The 15,961-nt window shown below is 72.8% G+C and carries 10 protein-coding genes; 2 read left to right on the forward strand and 8 right to left on the reverse strand.

Annotation, left to right across the window (positions count from 1 at the left end):
- Positions 1-5: 5 nt before the first annotated feature.
- Both ACFVS9_RS29260 and ACFVS9_RS29265 read right to left on the reverse strand, forming a co-directional pair.
- A complete protein-coding gene (locus ACFVS9_RS29260) occupies positions 6-1,280 on the reverse strand; it encodes a beta-ketoacyl-[acyl-carrier-protein] synthase family protein (protein WP_389937166.1) in 1,275 nt (424 codons plus the stop codon).
- The gene (locus ACFVS9_RS29265; RefSeq protein ID WP_383115849.1) at positions 1,277-1,510 is read right to left on the reverse strand and encodes an acyl carrier protein; all 234 of its coding nucleotides are present in this window, start codon (positions 1,508-1,510) and stop codon (positions 1,277-1,279) included. The genes ACFVS9_RS29260 and ACFVS9_RS29265 overlap by 4 nt, the downstream gene beginning before the upstream one ends.
- A 476-nt stretch (positions 1,511-1,986) precedes the next feature.
- Between ACFVS9_RS29265 and ACFVS9_RS29270 the strand changes: the two genes are divergently transcribed.
- Both ACFVS9_RS29270 and ACFVS9_RS29275 read left to right on the forward strand, forming a co-directional pair.
- Entirely contained in the window at positions 1,987-2,718 is a 732-nt protein-coding gene (locus ACFVS9_RS29270; protein ID WP_389937169.1) for a nitroreductase family protein, read from the forward strand.
- A gap of 212 nt (positions 2,719-2,930) precedes the next feature.
- Positions 2,931-4,481, forward strand: a complete 1,551-nt coding sequence (locus ACFVS9_RS29275) for a peptidoglycan-binding protein (protein ID WP_389937172.1) — start codon at positions 2,931-2,933, stop codon at positions 4,479-4,481.
- A gap of 848 nt (positions 4,482-5,329) precedes the next feature.
- Here the strand turns inward: ACFVS9_RS29275 and ACFVS9_RS29280 are convergent.
- From ACFVS9_RS29280 to ACFVS9_RS29305, 6 genes are all read right to left on the reverse strand, one after another.
- Positions 5,330-9,082 (reverse strand): S8 family serine peptidase, encoded by a 3,753-nt coding sequence (locus tag ACFVS9_RS29280; RefSeq protein ID WP_389937175.1) that lies wholly within the window; start codon positions 9,080-9,082, stop codon positions 5,330-5,332.
- A gap of 105 nt (positions 9,083-9,187) precedes the next feature.
- On the reverse strand, positions 9,188-10,327 hold the full coding sequence (locus ACFVS9_RS29285) for an XdhC family protein (RefSeq protein WP_383115853.1): 1,140 nt from the start codon (positions 10,325-10,327) through the stop codon (positions 9,188-9,190).
- Positions 10,328-10,369: 42 nt separating this feature from the next.
- Positions 10,370-11,827, reverse strand: coding sequence for an NCS2 family permease (locus ACFVS9_RS29290; RefSeq protein WP_389937179.1), 1,458 nt, complete (start codon positions 11,825-11,827; stop codon positions 10,370-10,372).
- A 216-nt stretch (positions 11,828-12,043) separates the two neighbouring features.
- Positions 12,044-14,461 carry a xanthine dehydrogenase family protein molybdopterin-binding subunit gene (locus ACFVS9_RS29295; protein ID WP_389937182.1) on the reverse strand — a complete coding sequence of 806 codons (2,418 nt, stop codon included), beginning with the start codon at positions 14,459-14,461 and terminating at the stop codon, positions 12,044-12,046.
- Between the two features lie 2 nt (positions 14,462-14,463).
- A complete protein-coding gene (locus tag ACFVS9_RS29300; RefSeq protein WP_383115856.1) occupies positions 14,464-15,060 on the reverse strand; it encodes a (2Fe-2S)-binding protein in 597 nt (198 codons plus the stop codon).
- Between the two features lie 2 nt (positions 15,061-15,062).
- Positions 15,063-15,953 carry an FAD binding domain-containing protein gene (locus ACFVS9_RS29305; RefSeq protein WP_383115857.1) on the reverse strand — a complete coding sequence of 297 codons (891 nt, stop codon included), beginning with the start codon at positions 15,951-15,953 and terminating at the stop codon, positions 15,063-15,065.
- Positions 15,954-15,961 lie beyond the last annotated feature (8 nt).

Genomic DNA, 15,961 nt, shown 5'->3' on the forward strand with positions numbered 1-15,961 from the left:
TCCGGTCAGGCTCTGGTGAGCACGAGCGCCGCGTTGTGGCCGCCGAAGCCGAGCGACGTCTTGACGGCGCAGTCGAACGCGGCGTGCCTGGCTTCCTTGCTCACCACCTCGACGGGGACCGCCGGGTCGGGGGCGTCGAGGTTGCCGGTCGGCGGGACGAGCTGGTGCTGGAGCGCCAGGACGGTCAGGGCCGTCTCGATGCCGCCCGCGGCACCCAGCGTGTGCCCGGTCATGGCCTTCGTCGAGGTGACGAGGGGGTGTTCGCCCAGTACCCGGCGCAGCATGACCGCCTCGATGAGGTCGTTGGCGACGGTCGACGTGCCGTGGGCGTTGACGTGGCCGATGTCGGGGGCGTCGATGCCCGCGTCGGCGAGGGCGGTCCGCAGTGCGCGCTCGATGCCGAGGCCGTCGGGGTCGGGGGCGACGGCGGAGTGGGCGTCGCTGGAGGCCCCGTAGCCGGCCACCCGGGCGCGGACCCTGGCGCCGCGGGCCCTGGCGTGCTCGGGGCGTTCCATGACGAGGAGGCCGGCGCCCTCGCCGACGACGAAGCCGTCGCGGTGCGTGTCGAAGGGGCGGCAGGCGGCCTGGGGGTCCTCGCGCCGGGTGGAGACGGCCCGCATCTGGCAGGCGCTGGCGATCAGGAGCCGGGAGCGGACCGACTCGGCGCCGCCCGCGACGACGATGTCGCAGGCCCCGGTGCGGAGCATCTGGTGGGCCGTGCCGATGGCGACGGTGCCCGACGAGCAGGCCGTGGAGACTGCCTGGCTCGGGCCGTGCACGCCCAGGGACATGGCGACGCTGCTGGCGGCTCCGTTGACGACGGTCAGCGGGGCGAGTTTCGGGGAGACGCGCCGTGCGCCGCGCTCGGTGAGGGTGGTGTGCTGTTCGTCGTAGAACGGCAGGCCGCCGTGGGCGGAGCCGATGACGACGGCGACCCGCCCGCTGTCCCACGCCGAGGGATCGAGTCCGGCGTCCGCGACCGCCTCGCGGGCGGCGATCACGGCGAGCTGCGAGAAGCGGTCCATCAGGCGCTGCGCGGCGACGCCCAGGACGGCCTTCGTGTCGAGGCCGTCGACGGTGTACATGAAGTCGCAGGGCAGGCCGTCGAGTTCCGGAAGGTGCCCCACCGAAGGGGCGACCGCCGTGTCGCACACCCCCCGCCAGGCACGGTCGGCTCCCACTCCGGCGGCGGTGACCAGCCCGATGCCGGTCACGGCGGCGCTGAACGGCTCGATCCCGGGCCGGGCGGTCCTGCGGGCGAGCGGCCCCCGGCCGGTCACGCGCCGGCCTTGCCGCACACGGCCTCGATCAGATGGCCGACGGTGTCACGCGACGACAGGACGACGTCCTCCAGATCGATGTCCATCCGGTCCTCGATGAGGAGCCGGAGCTCCTCCAGGGCGAGCGAGTCCAGCCGCAGCGAGCGGAGCGGCATCTCGGGCCGGATGGACTCCGGATCGGTTCCGAACCTGGTGACGAGCAAGGCGCTGATCTCTTCCGAGGTGCTCATGGGGACGCTCCTCCGCTCTCGGTACGCGGTGACGCCGGCCGCGTGGGGGGTGAGGTGGCCATCGGGGACGCCGGCTGCTCGGGAGGGACCCTTTATACGCCTTCACGGCCGCCGTTCCCGACCCCGTTCCCCCGTGAGGAGGGGGGATGGGCAGGTGTACGAATTCACCGTGCCGGGACGGCGGGTGACACGACGGGCACGGGCGTACGGACGTACGGACACCGGGAGCCGGCGGACACCGGGAGGCGGCGGACACCGGGAGGCGGCGGACGGGCCCGGCCGCACCGGCCGGCCGGGGCAGAGTGCGGCCCCACCGCCCGGCCCGCCCCCCGGTACCGGGGCAGGGCCGCGCACCACGGGCCCGCCCGGACGCGTGCGGTACCGCTGACCTGCACCGGACCGGAGGGGGCGACAGCCCCGACGGACAGCCCAACGGGACTCCCCGTGAGCCGACTTGAGCCGTAGGATCCGCGATCATGACCTTCGAAACGGTGTACGCCGACGCGCCCGCCCCCGACGGGCCCGCCCTCTTCCCGACCATGTCCACCATGCGCGCCATGCGCCGCCTCAAGCCGGACGCCGTGCCGGACGAGACGATCGACCAGCTCATACAGGCCGCCGTCTGGGGACCCAGCGGCGGCAACATGCAGTGCTACGAGTACGTGGTGGTCACCGACCGCACGGTGATGGCCCGCCTGGCCCCGCTGTGGAAGCGGTGCGTGGACGCCTACCTCGCGACGACCGGCAAGCACGCGCCGAAGGGCATGGACGACGCGGCGTACGGGCGGATGGTGGCGGCGATCGAGCACCAGCGCGACCACTTCGCGGACACACCGGCGCTGATCATCCCCTGCTACAAGTTCCCCGAGCCGCGGTTCGACGAGGAGGGCCTGGGGATCTACGCCGAGTCGCTCGGCCCGGCGGGTCTCGCGCGCATGACGGACACGCAGACGCGCTTCCAGGCGCTCGCGGAGGGTTCCTGCGTCTACCCGGGGGTCCAGAACGTGCTGCTCGCGGCACGGGCCCTGGGGCTCGCGGCCAACCTCACCATCTGGCACCTGATGCTGGAGCAGGAGTGGAAGGACGCCCTCGGGATCCCCGCGGACACGCACACCTTCGCGGCCATTCCGGTGGGGTGGCCGCAGGGCAACTTCGGACCGGTCCGCCGCCGCCCGGTGGCCGATGTCGTCCACCGGAACCGCTGGTAGCCGCAGCCGCGCGCCGTCACCCGCCGCCCGGGTGACGGCCGACCGGGCCGCACCCTGCTGTCTCCCAACTCCATTGGAGTGAAAGGGATTTGGACACGCGAGGGTGTCATTGTCATGCCCTGAGCGGATGGATAGCCTGTGCGGGCTCAGCGGCCCTCGGCCCACCCCACCCGGTCCGTCGGCCCCCTCTCCCCCACAGACCTGGAGCAGGTATGCCCCGACGCACCGCCGGCCACACCCGAGGCCGCGCAGCCGTTCTGGCCTCTCTCACCGTCACCGCCCTCGTCGCCGGCCACCCGGCGGGCGCCGCCCCCGCCGAGGCGGACTCCATGAACCGGGCCCTCGACCGGGCCGCCGAGGAGTACGACGTACCGCGTGACCTGCTCGCCGCCGTCGGCTACGGCGAGACGCACCTGAACGGGCACGCCGGGCAGCCCAGCCAGGACAGCGGCTTCGGCGTGATGCACCTCGTCAGCAACCCCGTCAACCACTCCCTGGAGAAGGCCTCGGCCCTCACCGGCGAGTCGGCGGCCGAGCTGCGCGAGGACACCGGCACCAACATCCTGGGCGGCGCCGCCGTGCTGCGCGACCACGCCGACGCCCTGGGCCTGGACAAGGCCCGGCGGGCGGACATCGACGCCTGGTACCCGGCCGTGGCCCGCTACAGCGGCGCCGAGGGCGCGGTCTCCGCGCTCTACGCGGACACCGTCTACACCTTCCTCGCCGAGGGCCTGCGGGCCACCGTGGCCGGCGGCGAGCGGGTCTCGGTCACCTCCCGCCCCGTCTCCCCCGACAAGGGCCCCCTCGCCAAGGCCGACGTGACCGCCCAGAGCCCGGACTACCCCCCGGCACTGTGGGTGGCCGCCAACTCCGCGAACTTCGCGACGGGCCGCACGGCGACGGTGGACAAGGTGGTCATCCACGTCATGCAGGGCTCGTACGCCGGGACCATCAGCTGGTTCCAGAACGCGACGTCGAAGGTCAGCTCCCACTACGTGGTCCGCTCCTCGGACGGCCAGATCACCCAGATGGTGCGCGACAGGGACACCGCGTACCACGCCAAGAGCGCGAACGCCTCGTCGCTCGGGATCGAGCACGAGGGCTTCATCGACGACCCGTCGTGGTTCACGGACACGATGTACCGCTCGTCGGCGGCGCTGACGAAGTACCTGTGCGACCGCTACGGCATCCCCAAGGACCGATCGCACATCATCGGGCACAGCGAGGCCCCCGGCAACGACCACACCGACCCGGGCGCCAACTGGAACTGGACCTACTACATGCAGCTCGTGGGCGGCGCCGCGGGCGGGGCCGAGGGCGCCGACGGGCTCAGCTTCTCCTCGTACTCGACCCAGCGGACCGGCTCGACGGGCGCCCAGGTGAAGGCCCTCCAGACCCTGCTCGACCAGCAGGGCTACGAGGCGGGCGCGGTGGACGGCGTCTTCGGCTCCGCGACCGGGAGCGCCGTGACGGCGTTCCAGACCGCGCGCGGCCTCGGAGCCGACGGGATCGTCGGGCCGAAGACCTGGACCGCGCTGCTCTCCGCCGGCACCACCCCGACGCTCGCGACGGGCGCCTCCGGCGACACGGTGAAGCGGCTGCAGCGTTCCCTGACCGCCGCACTCGGCACGGCGGTGACCGCCGACGGCATCTTCGGCGCGAACACGGACAAGGCCGTCCGCTCCTACCAGAGCACGCGGGGCCTGTCGGCCGACGGCAGCGTGGGCGCCGCCACCTGGGCCGCGCTCCAGTCCGGGCGCTGACCCTCCGCCCGCCGGACTCCGCCCCGCCCGTACCCGTGTCCCGGCCGCGCCGCGACGACGGGGGCGGGCGGCGCGGGGCCCGGCGGTACGGACGCCGCGTCGGCCGCCCGTGCGCTCCGGAGCGCCCCCGCGGGACTCCGGTGCGCCTTCCCCCTCGGCCCGCCCACGGGCGAGCCTGAGCGCTGTCGGCACCGGGCCGGCGCGATCCGGAGGGCGGTCGGACATGGCTCGTACGCAGCCGAGATGCGGGGCACTCACCCAGAAGGGCACGCGGTGCCGGCGGCTGGCGATGAAGGACGCCTCCCGGTGCGACCGGCACCGGGGCGACTGGTCCGTGTACACCGTCGCGCGGCGCAGGGCACGGGAGAGGGCGGCGCGGCGCGGGTGAGCGTCCCCGGCCGGTGCCCGCACGGAAGGGGGCGATGAACGGCCGGGACCCCGCCGGCCGGGGCGGGCGTCCGCGGGGCGCGGCTGCACGGGCCCGTCCGGCCCGACCGTGACGTGGAGGCACTGGTCCTGGGGCCCCTGCTTCCGGGGCACGGACGTGGAGGAGCCGGCCCGTGCGCCGCTTCACCCCGTCCGCAGGGCATGGCGGATTCGGATGCCCAGCGGGGAGTTGGCCATCCAACCCGACGTTGGGGCCTCCTTGGCGGCCGGCGGGGTCCTCGACGCACGCGTCATCGGCGAGGCGGCCCGGTGGAGGGCGGCACGATCCGCAGGACCGCGAGCGGGTGTGGCACCGTCCGGCGCGCTTCGGCCGCCCGGAGCAGCGGCGCACGCACGACGAAGCGGTGGTCCCGCACCCCCACACGGGACGCGGGACCACCTGGAACGGGTTGCTCAGAAGGTCACTTCAGGCCGAAGGCCCTGATGATCTCCTGGTCGACGGCCAGGCCGCCGGGGCCCTCCGCGTGGGCCCTGAGCGAGACCGAGGACGCGCCCTTGCCCGGTGTCCGCAGCTTCGCGGTCCACCGGCCCGACGAGCCCTTCCGCAGCTCGACGGCGCTCCAGGTACCACCCTCGTCATAGCTGACGGACAGTGAGGCCTTGGTGGCCTTCACGGCGCCGTCCAGCCACGCCTGGGTGCCGGACCCGAGTCCGATCTCGGTCTGCTTGCCCGCCTTGACGTCGCCCGCCAGGTCGGTGGCCACGTCGTAGTCGAGCTGGAGCAGCGGGATGTCGGCCTGCCGCGTGCCCTCCGCCAGGGCGCCCGAGACGAAGTTCCACTCGGTGTGCGTCCGGGTGGAGGTCTTCCAGGCGGCCTGGTCGCGCCGCGAATCGATGACCAGGCGGTACGGCAGGTTCTCCGGGGACAGGTCCCAGGCGTAACCGGCCCTGCCCGCACCCTTCTTGATCAGGGTGCCGCCCTGGTAGAAGGCGTAGGACGTGGTGTCGTACTCGTCGTCGGGCATGGAGCCGGAGTGGCCCTCGCCCGAGTCGGTCCACGGCGTGATGTTGAACTGCACGTCGTCGTACGAGGTGCGGAACGGCCCCCAGTAGCCGGTGCCCAGACGGGGGCCGGTCACCGGGGCGAACCAGTCCGCGGGGTAGGTCCGGCCCGCCGTGTAGTCGAGCGACGGGCTGCGCATCTCGTGCGCCGTGCCGGAGCCTCCCTCACCCAGCACCGCATGGTTCTCGTACCAGAAGGAGTCGCCCGGCAGGGGGTTGACCCACTCGGTGCGGGTGCCGGGGAACTTCTCGTACTCCTCGAAGCCGATGCCGGGCCCGTAGTCCGGGATGTCGTAGCGGAAGCCGCCGCCCAGGGTCGCCTTGTGGCCGTAGAAGGTGTTCTCCACCTTCGCCAGCTGGCGTGCCGAGGGGGCGAAGGCCAGCGAGCGGTCCGGGATGGTGCCGTCGTGACGGTCCACGAGGTCGTAGAGGTAGGAGGCGAACTTCCGCTGGTCGACGGAGAGCTTCTTGCCGCGCTGCGCCGCCTTGATCAGCTTCGCGCCGGCGATCGTCTGCGCCGAGGCGACGGGGATGGCGGTCTGCTCGCCGTAGGGCGCGTAGCTCTCCAGGGCGACTCCACGGCGGTCGTTGACGACGAAGAGTGCCTTCGCCCCCGCCGCGAGGGCGTTGGCCAGCCGCTCCGCGGGCGGGACGGCGTCGCTGCGGGTGACGACGACGGCCTTGCCCTTGACGCTGCGGCCCTTGTAGTCGGCGGCGGCGCCGTCGCCGGCGAAGACACCGGTGAGCTTCTGCTCGCTGTCCTCGGCGAGGGCCGAGCCGTTCTGCACCATGACGGGGACGTCGTCGCCGTCGGCCTTCAGACCGAGCAGTTCCTCGCCCTGGCGCCAGCGGGTCAGGAAGCTGAAGTCGCCCTGGGTGACCTTCTTCGTGGGGCTCGCCCACAGCTGGTCGTAGGTCAGCGGGATCTGGTAGGCGTCACGCTGGACGACGCCGTCGGGCGACGTGCGCGCCATGTCGAAGCGCAGCTGCCGTGTCTCCGTCTCCTTCGGGGTGCGGACGCTGACCTTGCGGGCCTTGGAGGCGTCCAGGGTGACGGTGGTGGCCTTGTCGAGGATCGTCTCGGGCGCCGCGAGGAAGGCGACGGCCTTGGAGTCGGTGCGGTCGCCGTCGACGTCGACGGCGGCCCAGGCGGTGTAGTTGCCCGGGGGCAGCCGCAGCGTGGTGTCACCGGAGACCTCGACGAGGCCGAGCTGCGTGTCGCCGAGCTCGGCGAGGATCACGGTGCCGTCCACCGGCCGGCCCGCCCGGTCGCGCAGCCTGAGTGTCAGGTCGTGGAGCTCCCGCTCCTTGTTCACGGCGAAGCCGGTGTGGGCCACCGTCGTGCCGGCCGCGTCGGTGGCGAGGACCTGGCCGGAGAACCGGGTGTCCGTCGCGACCTTCGAGGGGTCGATCGAGAGGACGGCCTCGGCGGTGGAACCGGCCGGGACGGTCAGCTCCGGGGTGGACAGGGTGTAGGCGGCCGCGTCCGTGTCGGTGGCCAGGCGCAGTGTGACGTCCTTGTCACCGGTGTTGCGGTAGGTGAGGGTGCGCTCCGCGACCGGATCCTGGGCGCTGTGCGGCCAGGCGTACGAGGCGACCTCGACGGAGCCGGTGGCCTCGATCGTCGTGTCGATGGCGGCCTTCACGTCGAGGCGCCCGGTGCCCTGCTCGTACGGGGTGTAGGCGGGCAGCCGCTTCGACGAGCTCATCAGCGCGTCCTTGATGCGCTGTCCCGGCCAGTCGGGGTGACGCTGCTTCAGGATGGCGGCGGCGCCGGCGACGTGCGGGGTGGCCATCGACGTGCCGGACATCTGCTGGTACATGCCCTCGATGCCGGGGACCGACTGCGAGGCGGCGGCGTTGATGTCGACGCCGGGGGCGGACAGGTCGGGCTTCAGGCCGTAGGAGCGCACGAGCGGGCCCATGGACGAGAAGCCGGCCCGGGCGTCCTGCTTGTCGACGGCGGCGATGGTCAGCGCGCTCGTGGCGGAGCCGGGCGAGCCGATGGTGCCGGCGCCGTAGGAGTTGCCCGCGGCGATGACGAACAGCGGGCCGCCGTCGGCGGACAGCGCGTCGACGGCCTGCGACATCGGGTCGGTGCCGTCGTCGGGGATGCTGGATCCGAGGCTCATGGAGATGACGTCGGCGCCTTCGGCCTTCGCCCACTCCATGGCCTCGATGATGCCGGAGTCGGCACCCGAGCCCTCGTTGCTGAGGACCTTGCCGACGATCAGGTCGGCCCCCGGGGCGACCCCCTTGTTGACGCCGTCCGACGCCGCGCCGGAGCCCGCGATGGTGGAGGCGACGTGGGTGCCGTGGCCGTTCCTGTCGTCGACCTCCTCACCGGGGACGAAGCTCCTGGACTGCCTGACGCGGTCCTTGACGTCGGGGTGCGTGGCGTCGATGCCGGTGTCGAGCACGGCGACGGTGGTGCCCTTGCCGTCGAAGCCGGCGGCCCAGGCCTGAGGGGCGTTGACCTGCGGGACGGAGTCCTTCAGGGCCGCCTCGACCTTGCCGTCGAGCCACAGCTGGGCGATGCCCTGGTCCAGCGACCGGCTCTTCCCGGCGGTGGAGATGTCGCTCCAGAAGGCGCGGGCGTCGTCCTTGCCGGCCTTCAGGGCCACGCCGTTGACCGACTTCAGACGGCGGACGCTCTCGCTGCCGCGCGGGGCGGCGGGCAGCGAACGCGCGGCGCTCGCCGGGTAGGTGGCGATGAGCGGGATGCCGCCGGAGCGTTTGTCGTCGTAGCCCATCTTGACCAGTGCCGAGATGTTGAACAGCCGGCGGTCCAGCTTCCGCGCCGCGATGAGGGCGCTCGCCTCGTCGGGGATGACGTAGAGGTCGTCCCCCGCCTGCTGGACGTGCACGCCGCCCCGGGCGCCGTCGGGGCGGTCGACGGTGACGGTGTCCTGGTCGCCCGCACCGTCCGAGTAGTGGACGACGTCGCCGGTGACCAGGGTGATGTCGTAGTCGCGGACCTCGGGTCCGTGGCGGTCCCCGGCGGTCGGCGGCGTGGGGGCAGCGGTGGCGGAACCCGCCGCGGGGAGCAGGGCGCCGCTCACGAGGGCGACGGAGGTCGCTATGAGCAGAGCCCCGCGTCCCGCGCGAGCGGATCTCGCCCGGCCGGAAACGGAGGAGGGGGAAAATGTCATGCAGCTGATCTACCGGTAAATCCGGGGCCACGGACGTCTTCGCCCCTGACGTGAAACCGCCGTGGCGGCAACCCGCCGCCGGTGGACGGCTGTTCGTGGTCCGCTTCAGGCCACCGAGGCCAGCGGTGCGGCGCCCTCGTGGTGGATCGGGGTGTGTGCGCCCTTCAGCGGCAGGCCACTCCCGCCGCGCCGGTCCGCGACGATCTCCGCCGCGATGGAGAGGGCGGTCTCCTCCGGTGTACGGGCTCCCAGGTCGAGCCCGATCGGCGAGTGCAGCGCGGCCAGTTGGCGCTCGGTGACACCCGCCTCGCGCAGCCGCTCGTTGCGCTCCAGATGGGTGCGGCGCGATCCCATCGCGCCGACGTACGCGACGGGCAGCCGCAGGGCCAGCTCCAGCAGCGGGACGTCGAACTTGGCGTCGTGCGTGAGGACGCAGAGCACCGTGCGCGCGTCCACCTCGGTGGTGGCGAGATAGCGGTGCGGCCAGTCGACGACGATCTCGTCGGCGTCGGGGAAGCGGGCCGCCGTCGCGAAGACCGGACGTGCGTCGCAGACCGTGACGCGGTAGCCGAGGAAACGGCCGGCCCGCACCAGCGCGGCGGCGAAGTCGATGGCCCCGAAGACGATCATGCGGGGCGGCGGGACGCTCGACTCCACGAACAGGGTGAGGGGGCTGCCGCAGCGGGATCCGCCGGCACCGACGGCGATCTCCCCGGTGCGGCCCGCGTCGAGCAGGGCGCGGGCCTCGGCGGCGGCCGTACGGTCCAGCTCGGGGTGTCCGCCGAGCCCGCCCTCCCACGCGCCGTCGGGGTGGACCAGCAGCGGCGGGCCCAGCAGCTCGTCCGGGCCTTCGGTGACACGGACGACCGCCGCCGCGCGGCCCTCGGCGGCGGCGGCGAACGCGGCGGCGAACACCGGGCGCGCGGGGTCGTCCGCGCGCACCGGCGTCACCAGGATGTCGATGACGCCTCCGCAGGTCAGACCGACCGCGAAGGCGTCGTCGTCGCTGTAGCCGAAGCGCTCGCGGACGGTCGTGCCGTCCGCGAGCGCCTGTCGGCACAGCTCGTACACCGCGCCCTCCACGCATCCGCCGGAGACCGACCCGACGGCCGTACCGTCGCTGTCCACGGCGAGGGCGGCGCCCGGCTGCCGGGGCGCGCTGCCGCCGACGGCCACCACGGTGGCCACGGCGAACGCGCGCCCCTGCCCGACCCACCGGTGAAGCTCTTCGGCGATGTCCAGCATGGCGTGTCTCCTTCGGATGCAGAGGTGCGGGGGCCGGGCAGGTCAGCTGACGCCCAGCCAGCTCTCGATGGGGTGCAGGGCGAAGTACACGGCGAAGACCACCGTCAGCACCCACATGAAGACGCCGACCTCACGGGCCCTGCCCTGGGCGAGCTTGATGGCCGAGTAGGAGATGACGCCCGCCGCGACCCCGGTGGTGATCGTGTAGGTGAACGGCATCAGGACGACGGTGAGGAAGACGGGTACGGCGACCGAGCGGTCCGCCCAGTCCACGTGCCGGGCGTTCTGCATCATCATGGCGCCGATGACGACCAGGGCGGCGGACGCCACCTCGGCCGGCACGATCGCCGTGAGCGGGGTGAAGAAGAGGCAGGCGGCGAAGAAGAGGCCGGTGACGACGGAGGCGAGCCCGGTGCGGGCGCCCTCCCCGACCCCGGTCGCCGACTCGACGAACACGGTCTGGCCGGAGCCTCCGGCGACACCGCCGACGGCGCCGCCCGCGCCGTCGATGAACAGGGCCTTCGACAGGCCGGGCATCCGGCCCTTGTCGTCGGCGAGCCCGGCCTCCGTACCGACCCCGATGATGGTGGCCATCGCGTCGAAGAAGGAGGCCAGGACGAGCGTGAACACGATCATGCCGACCGTCATCACGCCCACGTCGCCCCAGCCGCCGAACTCGACGTTCCCGAAGAGCGAGAAGTCGGGCGGGGAGACCGCGCCGCCGCTCAGCTCGGGCGGGCCGCTGCTCCACGCCTTCGGGTCGACGCCGGCGACGGCGTTGACCACGATCGCGGCCAGGGTGCCGGCGACGATGCCGATGAGGATGGCGCCGGGGACGCCGCGGGCCTGGAGCATGAAGATGAGCAGCAGGGTCACGGCGAAGACGAGGACGGGCCAGCCGGCGAGCTCGCCCGCGGGACCGAGGGAGAGCGGGGTCGCGGTGCCCTGGTGGACGAACCCCGCCTTGAAGAGGCCGATGAGGGCGATGAAGAGGCCGATGCCGATGGTGATGCCGTGCTTCAGCGCGAGCGGGATGGCGTTCATGATCATCTCGCGGAGCCCGGTGACGACCAGCAGGCAGATCACCAGCCCGTAGACCACGCACATGCCCATGGCCTGCGGCCAGGTCATGACCGGTACGACCTGCGAGGCGAGCACACCGGAGACGCTCAGCCCGGCGGCGAGCGCCAGGGGCACCTTGCCGACGAAGCCCATCAGCAGGGTGGTGGCCGCCGCGGCGAGCGCGGTGGCGGTGATCAGCCCGGACCGGCCGAGCACCTGGCCGTCGACGTCCGCGCCGCCGAGGATGAGGGGGTTGAGCAGGAGGATGTACGCCATGGCCATGAAGGTCGTGACGCCGCCGCGCACCTCACGTGCGACGGTCGATCCTCGTTCGGTTATGTGGAAGTAGCGGTCGAGCCAGGACCGTCCGGCGGGGACGCGCGAGCCGGGGCCCGCGTCCTCCGCGCTCGTCCTGGGTTCCACGGACTGCTGGGTCATGTTTGCCTGACTCCCAAGGTTCACAGGGGCACCCGCGTGGAGCTTTTCGAGACTGCGGGATTTGGGATGACTGCGAGGCGCACGACCCGGGGGACGGCCCGAGGCGAACTCTTCGTACGGGTGGAGCGGTCGAGCGGTGGCTCCGGACGGCGGGCGGGGCGGTGGAGTGCGACGTCCACGGCGGACACCCGCCGTCCGGAGGGTATTGAGGACCCGTCAGGTACCGGTGATGTGCTCGGGGCGCACCGGCGTCCTGTCGAGCTCCAGGCCCGTCGCGTCCCGGATCGCCGCGAGGACGGCCGGGGTGGACGACAGGGTCGGGGCCTCGCCGATGCCGCGCAGCCCGTACGGGGCGTGCTCGTCGGCGAGTTCGAGCACATCGACCGGGATGGCCGGGGTGTCGAGGATGGTGGGGATCAGGTAGTCGGTGAAGGACGGGTTGCGCACCTTCGCCGTCTTCGGGTCGACGATGATCTCCTCCATGACGGCGACACCCAGCCCCTGGGTGGTACCGCCCTGGATCTGGCCCTCGACCGACAGCGGGTTGAGGGCCTTGCCGACGTCCTGGGCGCAGGCGAGCTCGACGACCTTGACCAGGCCGAGCTCGGTGTCGACCTCCACGACCGCGCGGTGGGCGGCGAAGGAGTACTGGACGTGGCCGTTGCCCTGTCCGGTGTGCGGGTCGAAGGCCTCGGTGGGCCGGTGCCGCCACTCCAGCTCGGCCTCGACCGTCTCCTCCTCCAGCACGTCGGCCAGCGAGGCGAGCACCTCGCCGCCGTCGGTGACGACCTTGCCGCCCTCCAGGAGGAGTTCGGCGGTGGCCCAGGCCGGGTGGTAGGTGCCGAACTTGCGCCGGCCGATCTCCAGGACCTGGTCCCGGACGGCCTCGCAGGAGTTCTTCACCGCTCCGCCGGTGACGTACGTCTGCCGGGACGCGGAGGTGGAGCCGGCGGAGCCGACCTGGGTGTCCGCCGGGTGGATGGTCACCTGGTTGACGCCCAGTTCGGTGCGCGCGATCTGGGCGTGGACGGTGACGCCGCCCTGCCCGACCTCGGCCATCGCGGTGTGCACGGTGGCGACCGGTTCGCCGTTGACGACCTCCATCCGCACCCGGGCGGTCGAGTAGTCGTCGAAGCCCTCGGAGAAGCCGACGTTCTTCAGCCCGACGGCGTACCCGACCCCCCGCACGACGCCTTCGCCGTGCGTGGTGTTGGACAGCCCTCCGGGCAGCGCGCGTACGTCCACGGAGCTGCCCGCGGCGTCGGCCGAGAGCCACTGCCGCTCGGGCGGCATGGGCCTGGCCTTGACCCGGCGCAGCAGTTCGGCGACCGGTGCGGGCGAGTCGACGCGCTGTCCGGTGGGGAGCAGGGTGCCCTGTTCCATGGCGTTCAGCTGCCGGAGTCCGACCGGGTCCATGTCCAGGGCGGCGGCGAGCTTGTCCATCTGCGCCTCGTAGGCGAAGCACGCCTGGACCGCGCCGAAGCCGCGCATGGCGCCGCAGGGAGGGTTGTTGGAGTAGAGGGCGATCGCCTCGATGTCGACGTCCTCGACGGCGTACGGTCCGACCGCGAGCGAGGAGGCGTTGCCGACGACGGCCGGGGACGCGGAGGCGTAGGCACCGCCGTCCAGCACGATCCGGCACTTCATGTGGGTGAGCTTGCCGTCCTTGGTGGCCCCGTGCTCGTAGTGGAGCTTCGCGGGGTGGCGGTGGACGTGCCCGAAGAAGGACTCGAAGCGGTTGTAGACCATCTTGACGGGCTTGCCGGTGCGCAGCGCCAGCAGGCAGGCGTGGATCTGCATCGACAGGTCCTCGCGCCCTCCGAAGGCGCCGCCGACGCCGGAGAGCGTCATGCGGACCTTGTCCTCGGGCAGCCCGAGCACGGGGGCGATCTGGCGCAGGTCGGAGTGGAGCCACTGGGTGGCGACGTACAGCTCGACCCCGCCGTCCTCGGACGGCACGGCGAGTCCCGACTCGGGGCCGAGGAAGGCCTGGTCCTGCATGCCGAAGACGTAGTCACCGGTGACGATCACGTCGGCCCGTGCGGCGGCCGCGTCCGCGTCGCCCCGGACGATGGGCTGGCGGTGGACGATGTTGGGGTGCGGCACGTGCCCGATGTGGTGGTCGGTGCGGCCCTCGTGGACCAGCACCGCGTCCGGGGCGGTCGCGGACTCCTCGTCGGTGACGACCGGCAGTTCGGCGTAGTCGATCCGGATCCTGGCGGCGGCGCGGCGCGCGGTCTCGGGGTGGTCGGCGGCGACGAGGGCCACCGGCTCGCCGTGGTGACGGACCTTGCCGTGGGCGAGTGCGGGCGTGTCCTGGATCTCCAGCCCGTAGTTCTTGACCCGTGCGGGCAGGTCGTCGTAGGTCAGTACGGCGTACACACCGGGCGTGGCGACGGCCTCGGCGATGTCGACGGAGCGGATCACGGCGTGCGCGACGGTGGAGCGGAGCGTGTGGCCCCAGAGCATGTCCTCGTGCCACATGTCCGAGGAGTAGGCGAACTCGCCGGTGACCTTGAGCGTTCCGTCGGGCCGCAGGGTCGACTCGCCGATGCCGCCCGGGGTCCCGGAGCCCTGGGTGATCCTGGTGGGGGTGCCGGCCGGTACGGACGCGGCTCGTGGGTGCTGCGCCATGGCTATCGGACCGCCTCTTCCTGACGGGCGGCCGCGAGGCGGACCGCGTCGAGGATCTTCTCGTAACCGGTGCAGCGGCAGAGGTTGCCGGAGAGCGCCTCCCTGATGTCCTGGTCGGACGGGGAGGGCCGTGTCTCCAGCAGCTCGTCGGCGGCGACCAGCAGACCGGGGGTGCAGAAACCGCACTGCACCGCGCCCGCGTCGATGAACGCCTGCTGGACCGGCGAGAGTTCGGCCATGTCCGCGCTCCGGCCCTCGGCCGGCCCGGCCTGCCACCGCCGGGCCTCGTCGAGCGAGGTGCCGCAGGTGCCGGCGGTGCAGCCGGTGCCGGGGTGGGAGTCGTCGCGGTGCCTGGCGTAGTCCGCCAGCCCCTCGACGGTGACGATCTCGCGGCCTTCCGCCTGGCCGGCCGCGACGAGACAGGAACAGACCGGCACCCCGTCGAGGCGGACCGTGCAGGAACCGCACTCCCCCTGCTCACAGGCGTTCTTCGAGCCCGGGAGGCCCATGCGCTCACGCAGGACGTACAGCAGGGACTCGCCCTCCCAGACGTCGTCCGCTTCCTGCCTCCGGCCGTTGACCGTGAAATTCACCCGCATGATCAAGCAGCTCCTTCGAGGGTGCGTCCCGCTCCGCGGTACTGCTCCCAGGTCCAGCCCAGCGTGCGCCGGGCCATGATGCCGACGGCGTGCCTCCGGTAGGCGGCGGTGCCCCGTACGTCGTCGATGGGGTTGCAGGCCCCGGCGGCGAGCTGGGCGAACTGCTTGGCCACGGACGGCGTGATGATCTTTCCGCTCTCCCAGAACCCGCCCTCCTCCAGCGCGGCGTTCAGGAAGTCCTCGGCCTCCTTCGCCCGTACCGGGGTCGGGGCCGCGGAGCCGATGCCGGTGCGCACCGTGCGGGTCGCGGGGTGCAGCGCGAGGCCGAAGGCGCAGACGGCGATGACCATCGCGTTGCGGGTGCCGACCTTGGAGTACTGCTGCGGTCCGTCGGCCTTCCTGATGTGCACGGCCCGGATCAGCTCGTCGGGAGCCAGGGCGTTGCGCTTCACGCCGGTGTAGAAGTCGTCGATGGGGATCATCCGCGTCCCCCGTACGGACGCGGCCTCGACCTCGGCGCCCGCGGCGAGCAGCGCCGGATGGGCGTCCCCGGCGGGCGAGGCGGTGCCGAGGTTGCCGCCGACGCCGCCGCGGTTGCGGATCTGCGGCGAGGCGACGGTGTGCGAGGCGAGGGCGAGCCCGGGCAGCTCGGCCCGCAGGTGCTCCATGACGGCGCTGTACGGCACGGAGGCGCCGAGGCGTACGGAGTCGGGGCCGACCTGCCACTCCGACAGCTCACCGATGCGGTTCAGGTCCATGAGGTGTTCGGGCCGCCGGTGGTCGAAGTTGATCTCGACCATCACGTCGGTGCCCCCCGCGATGGGCACAGCCGTCGGGTGCTCGGCCTTCGCGGCGAGCGCCTCCTCCCAGCTGGCGGGGCGAAGGAAGTCCATGAGTGGCT

This window comes from Streptomyces sp. NPDC058008 (assembly GCF_042886395.1).
Taxonomy (GTDB): Bacteria; Actinomycetota; Actinomycetes; order Streptomycetales; family Streptomycetaceae; genus Streptomyces.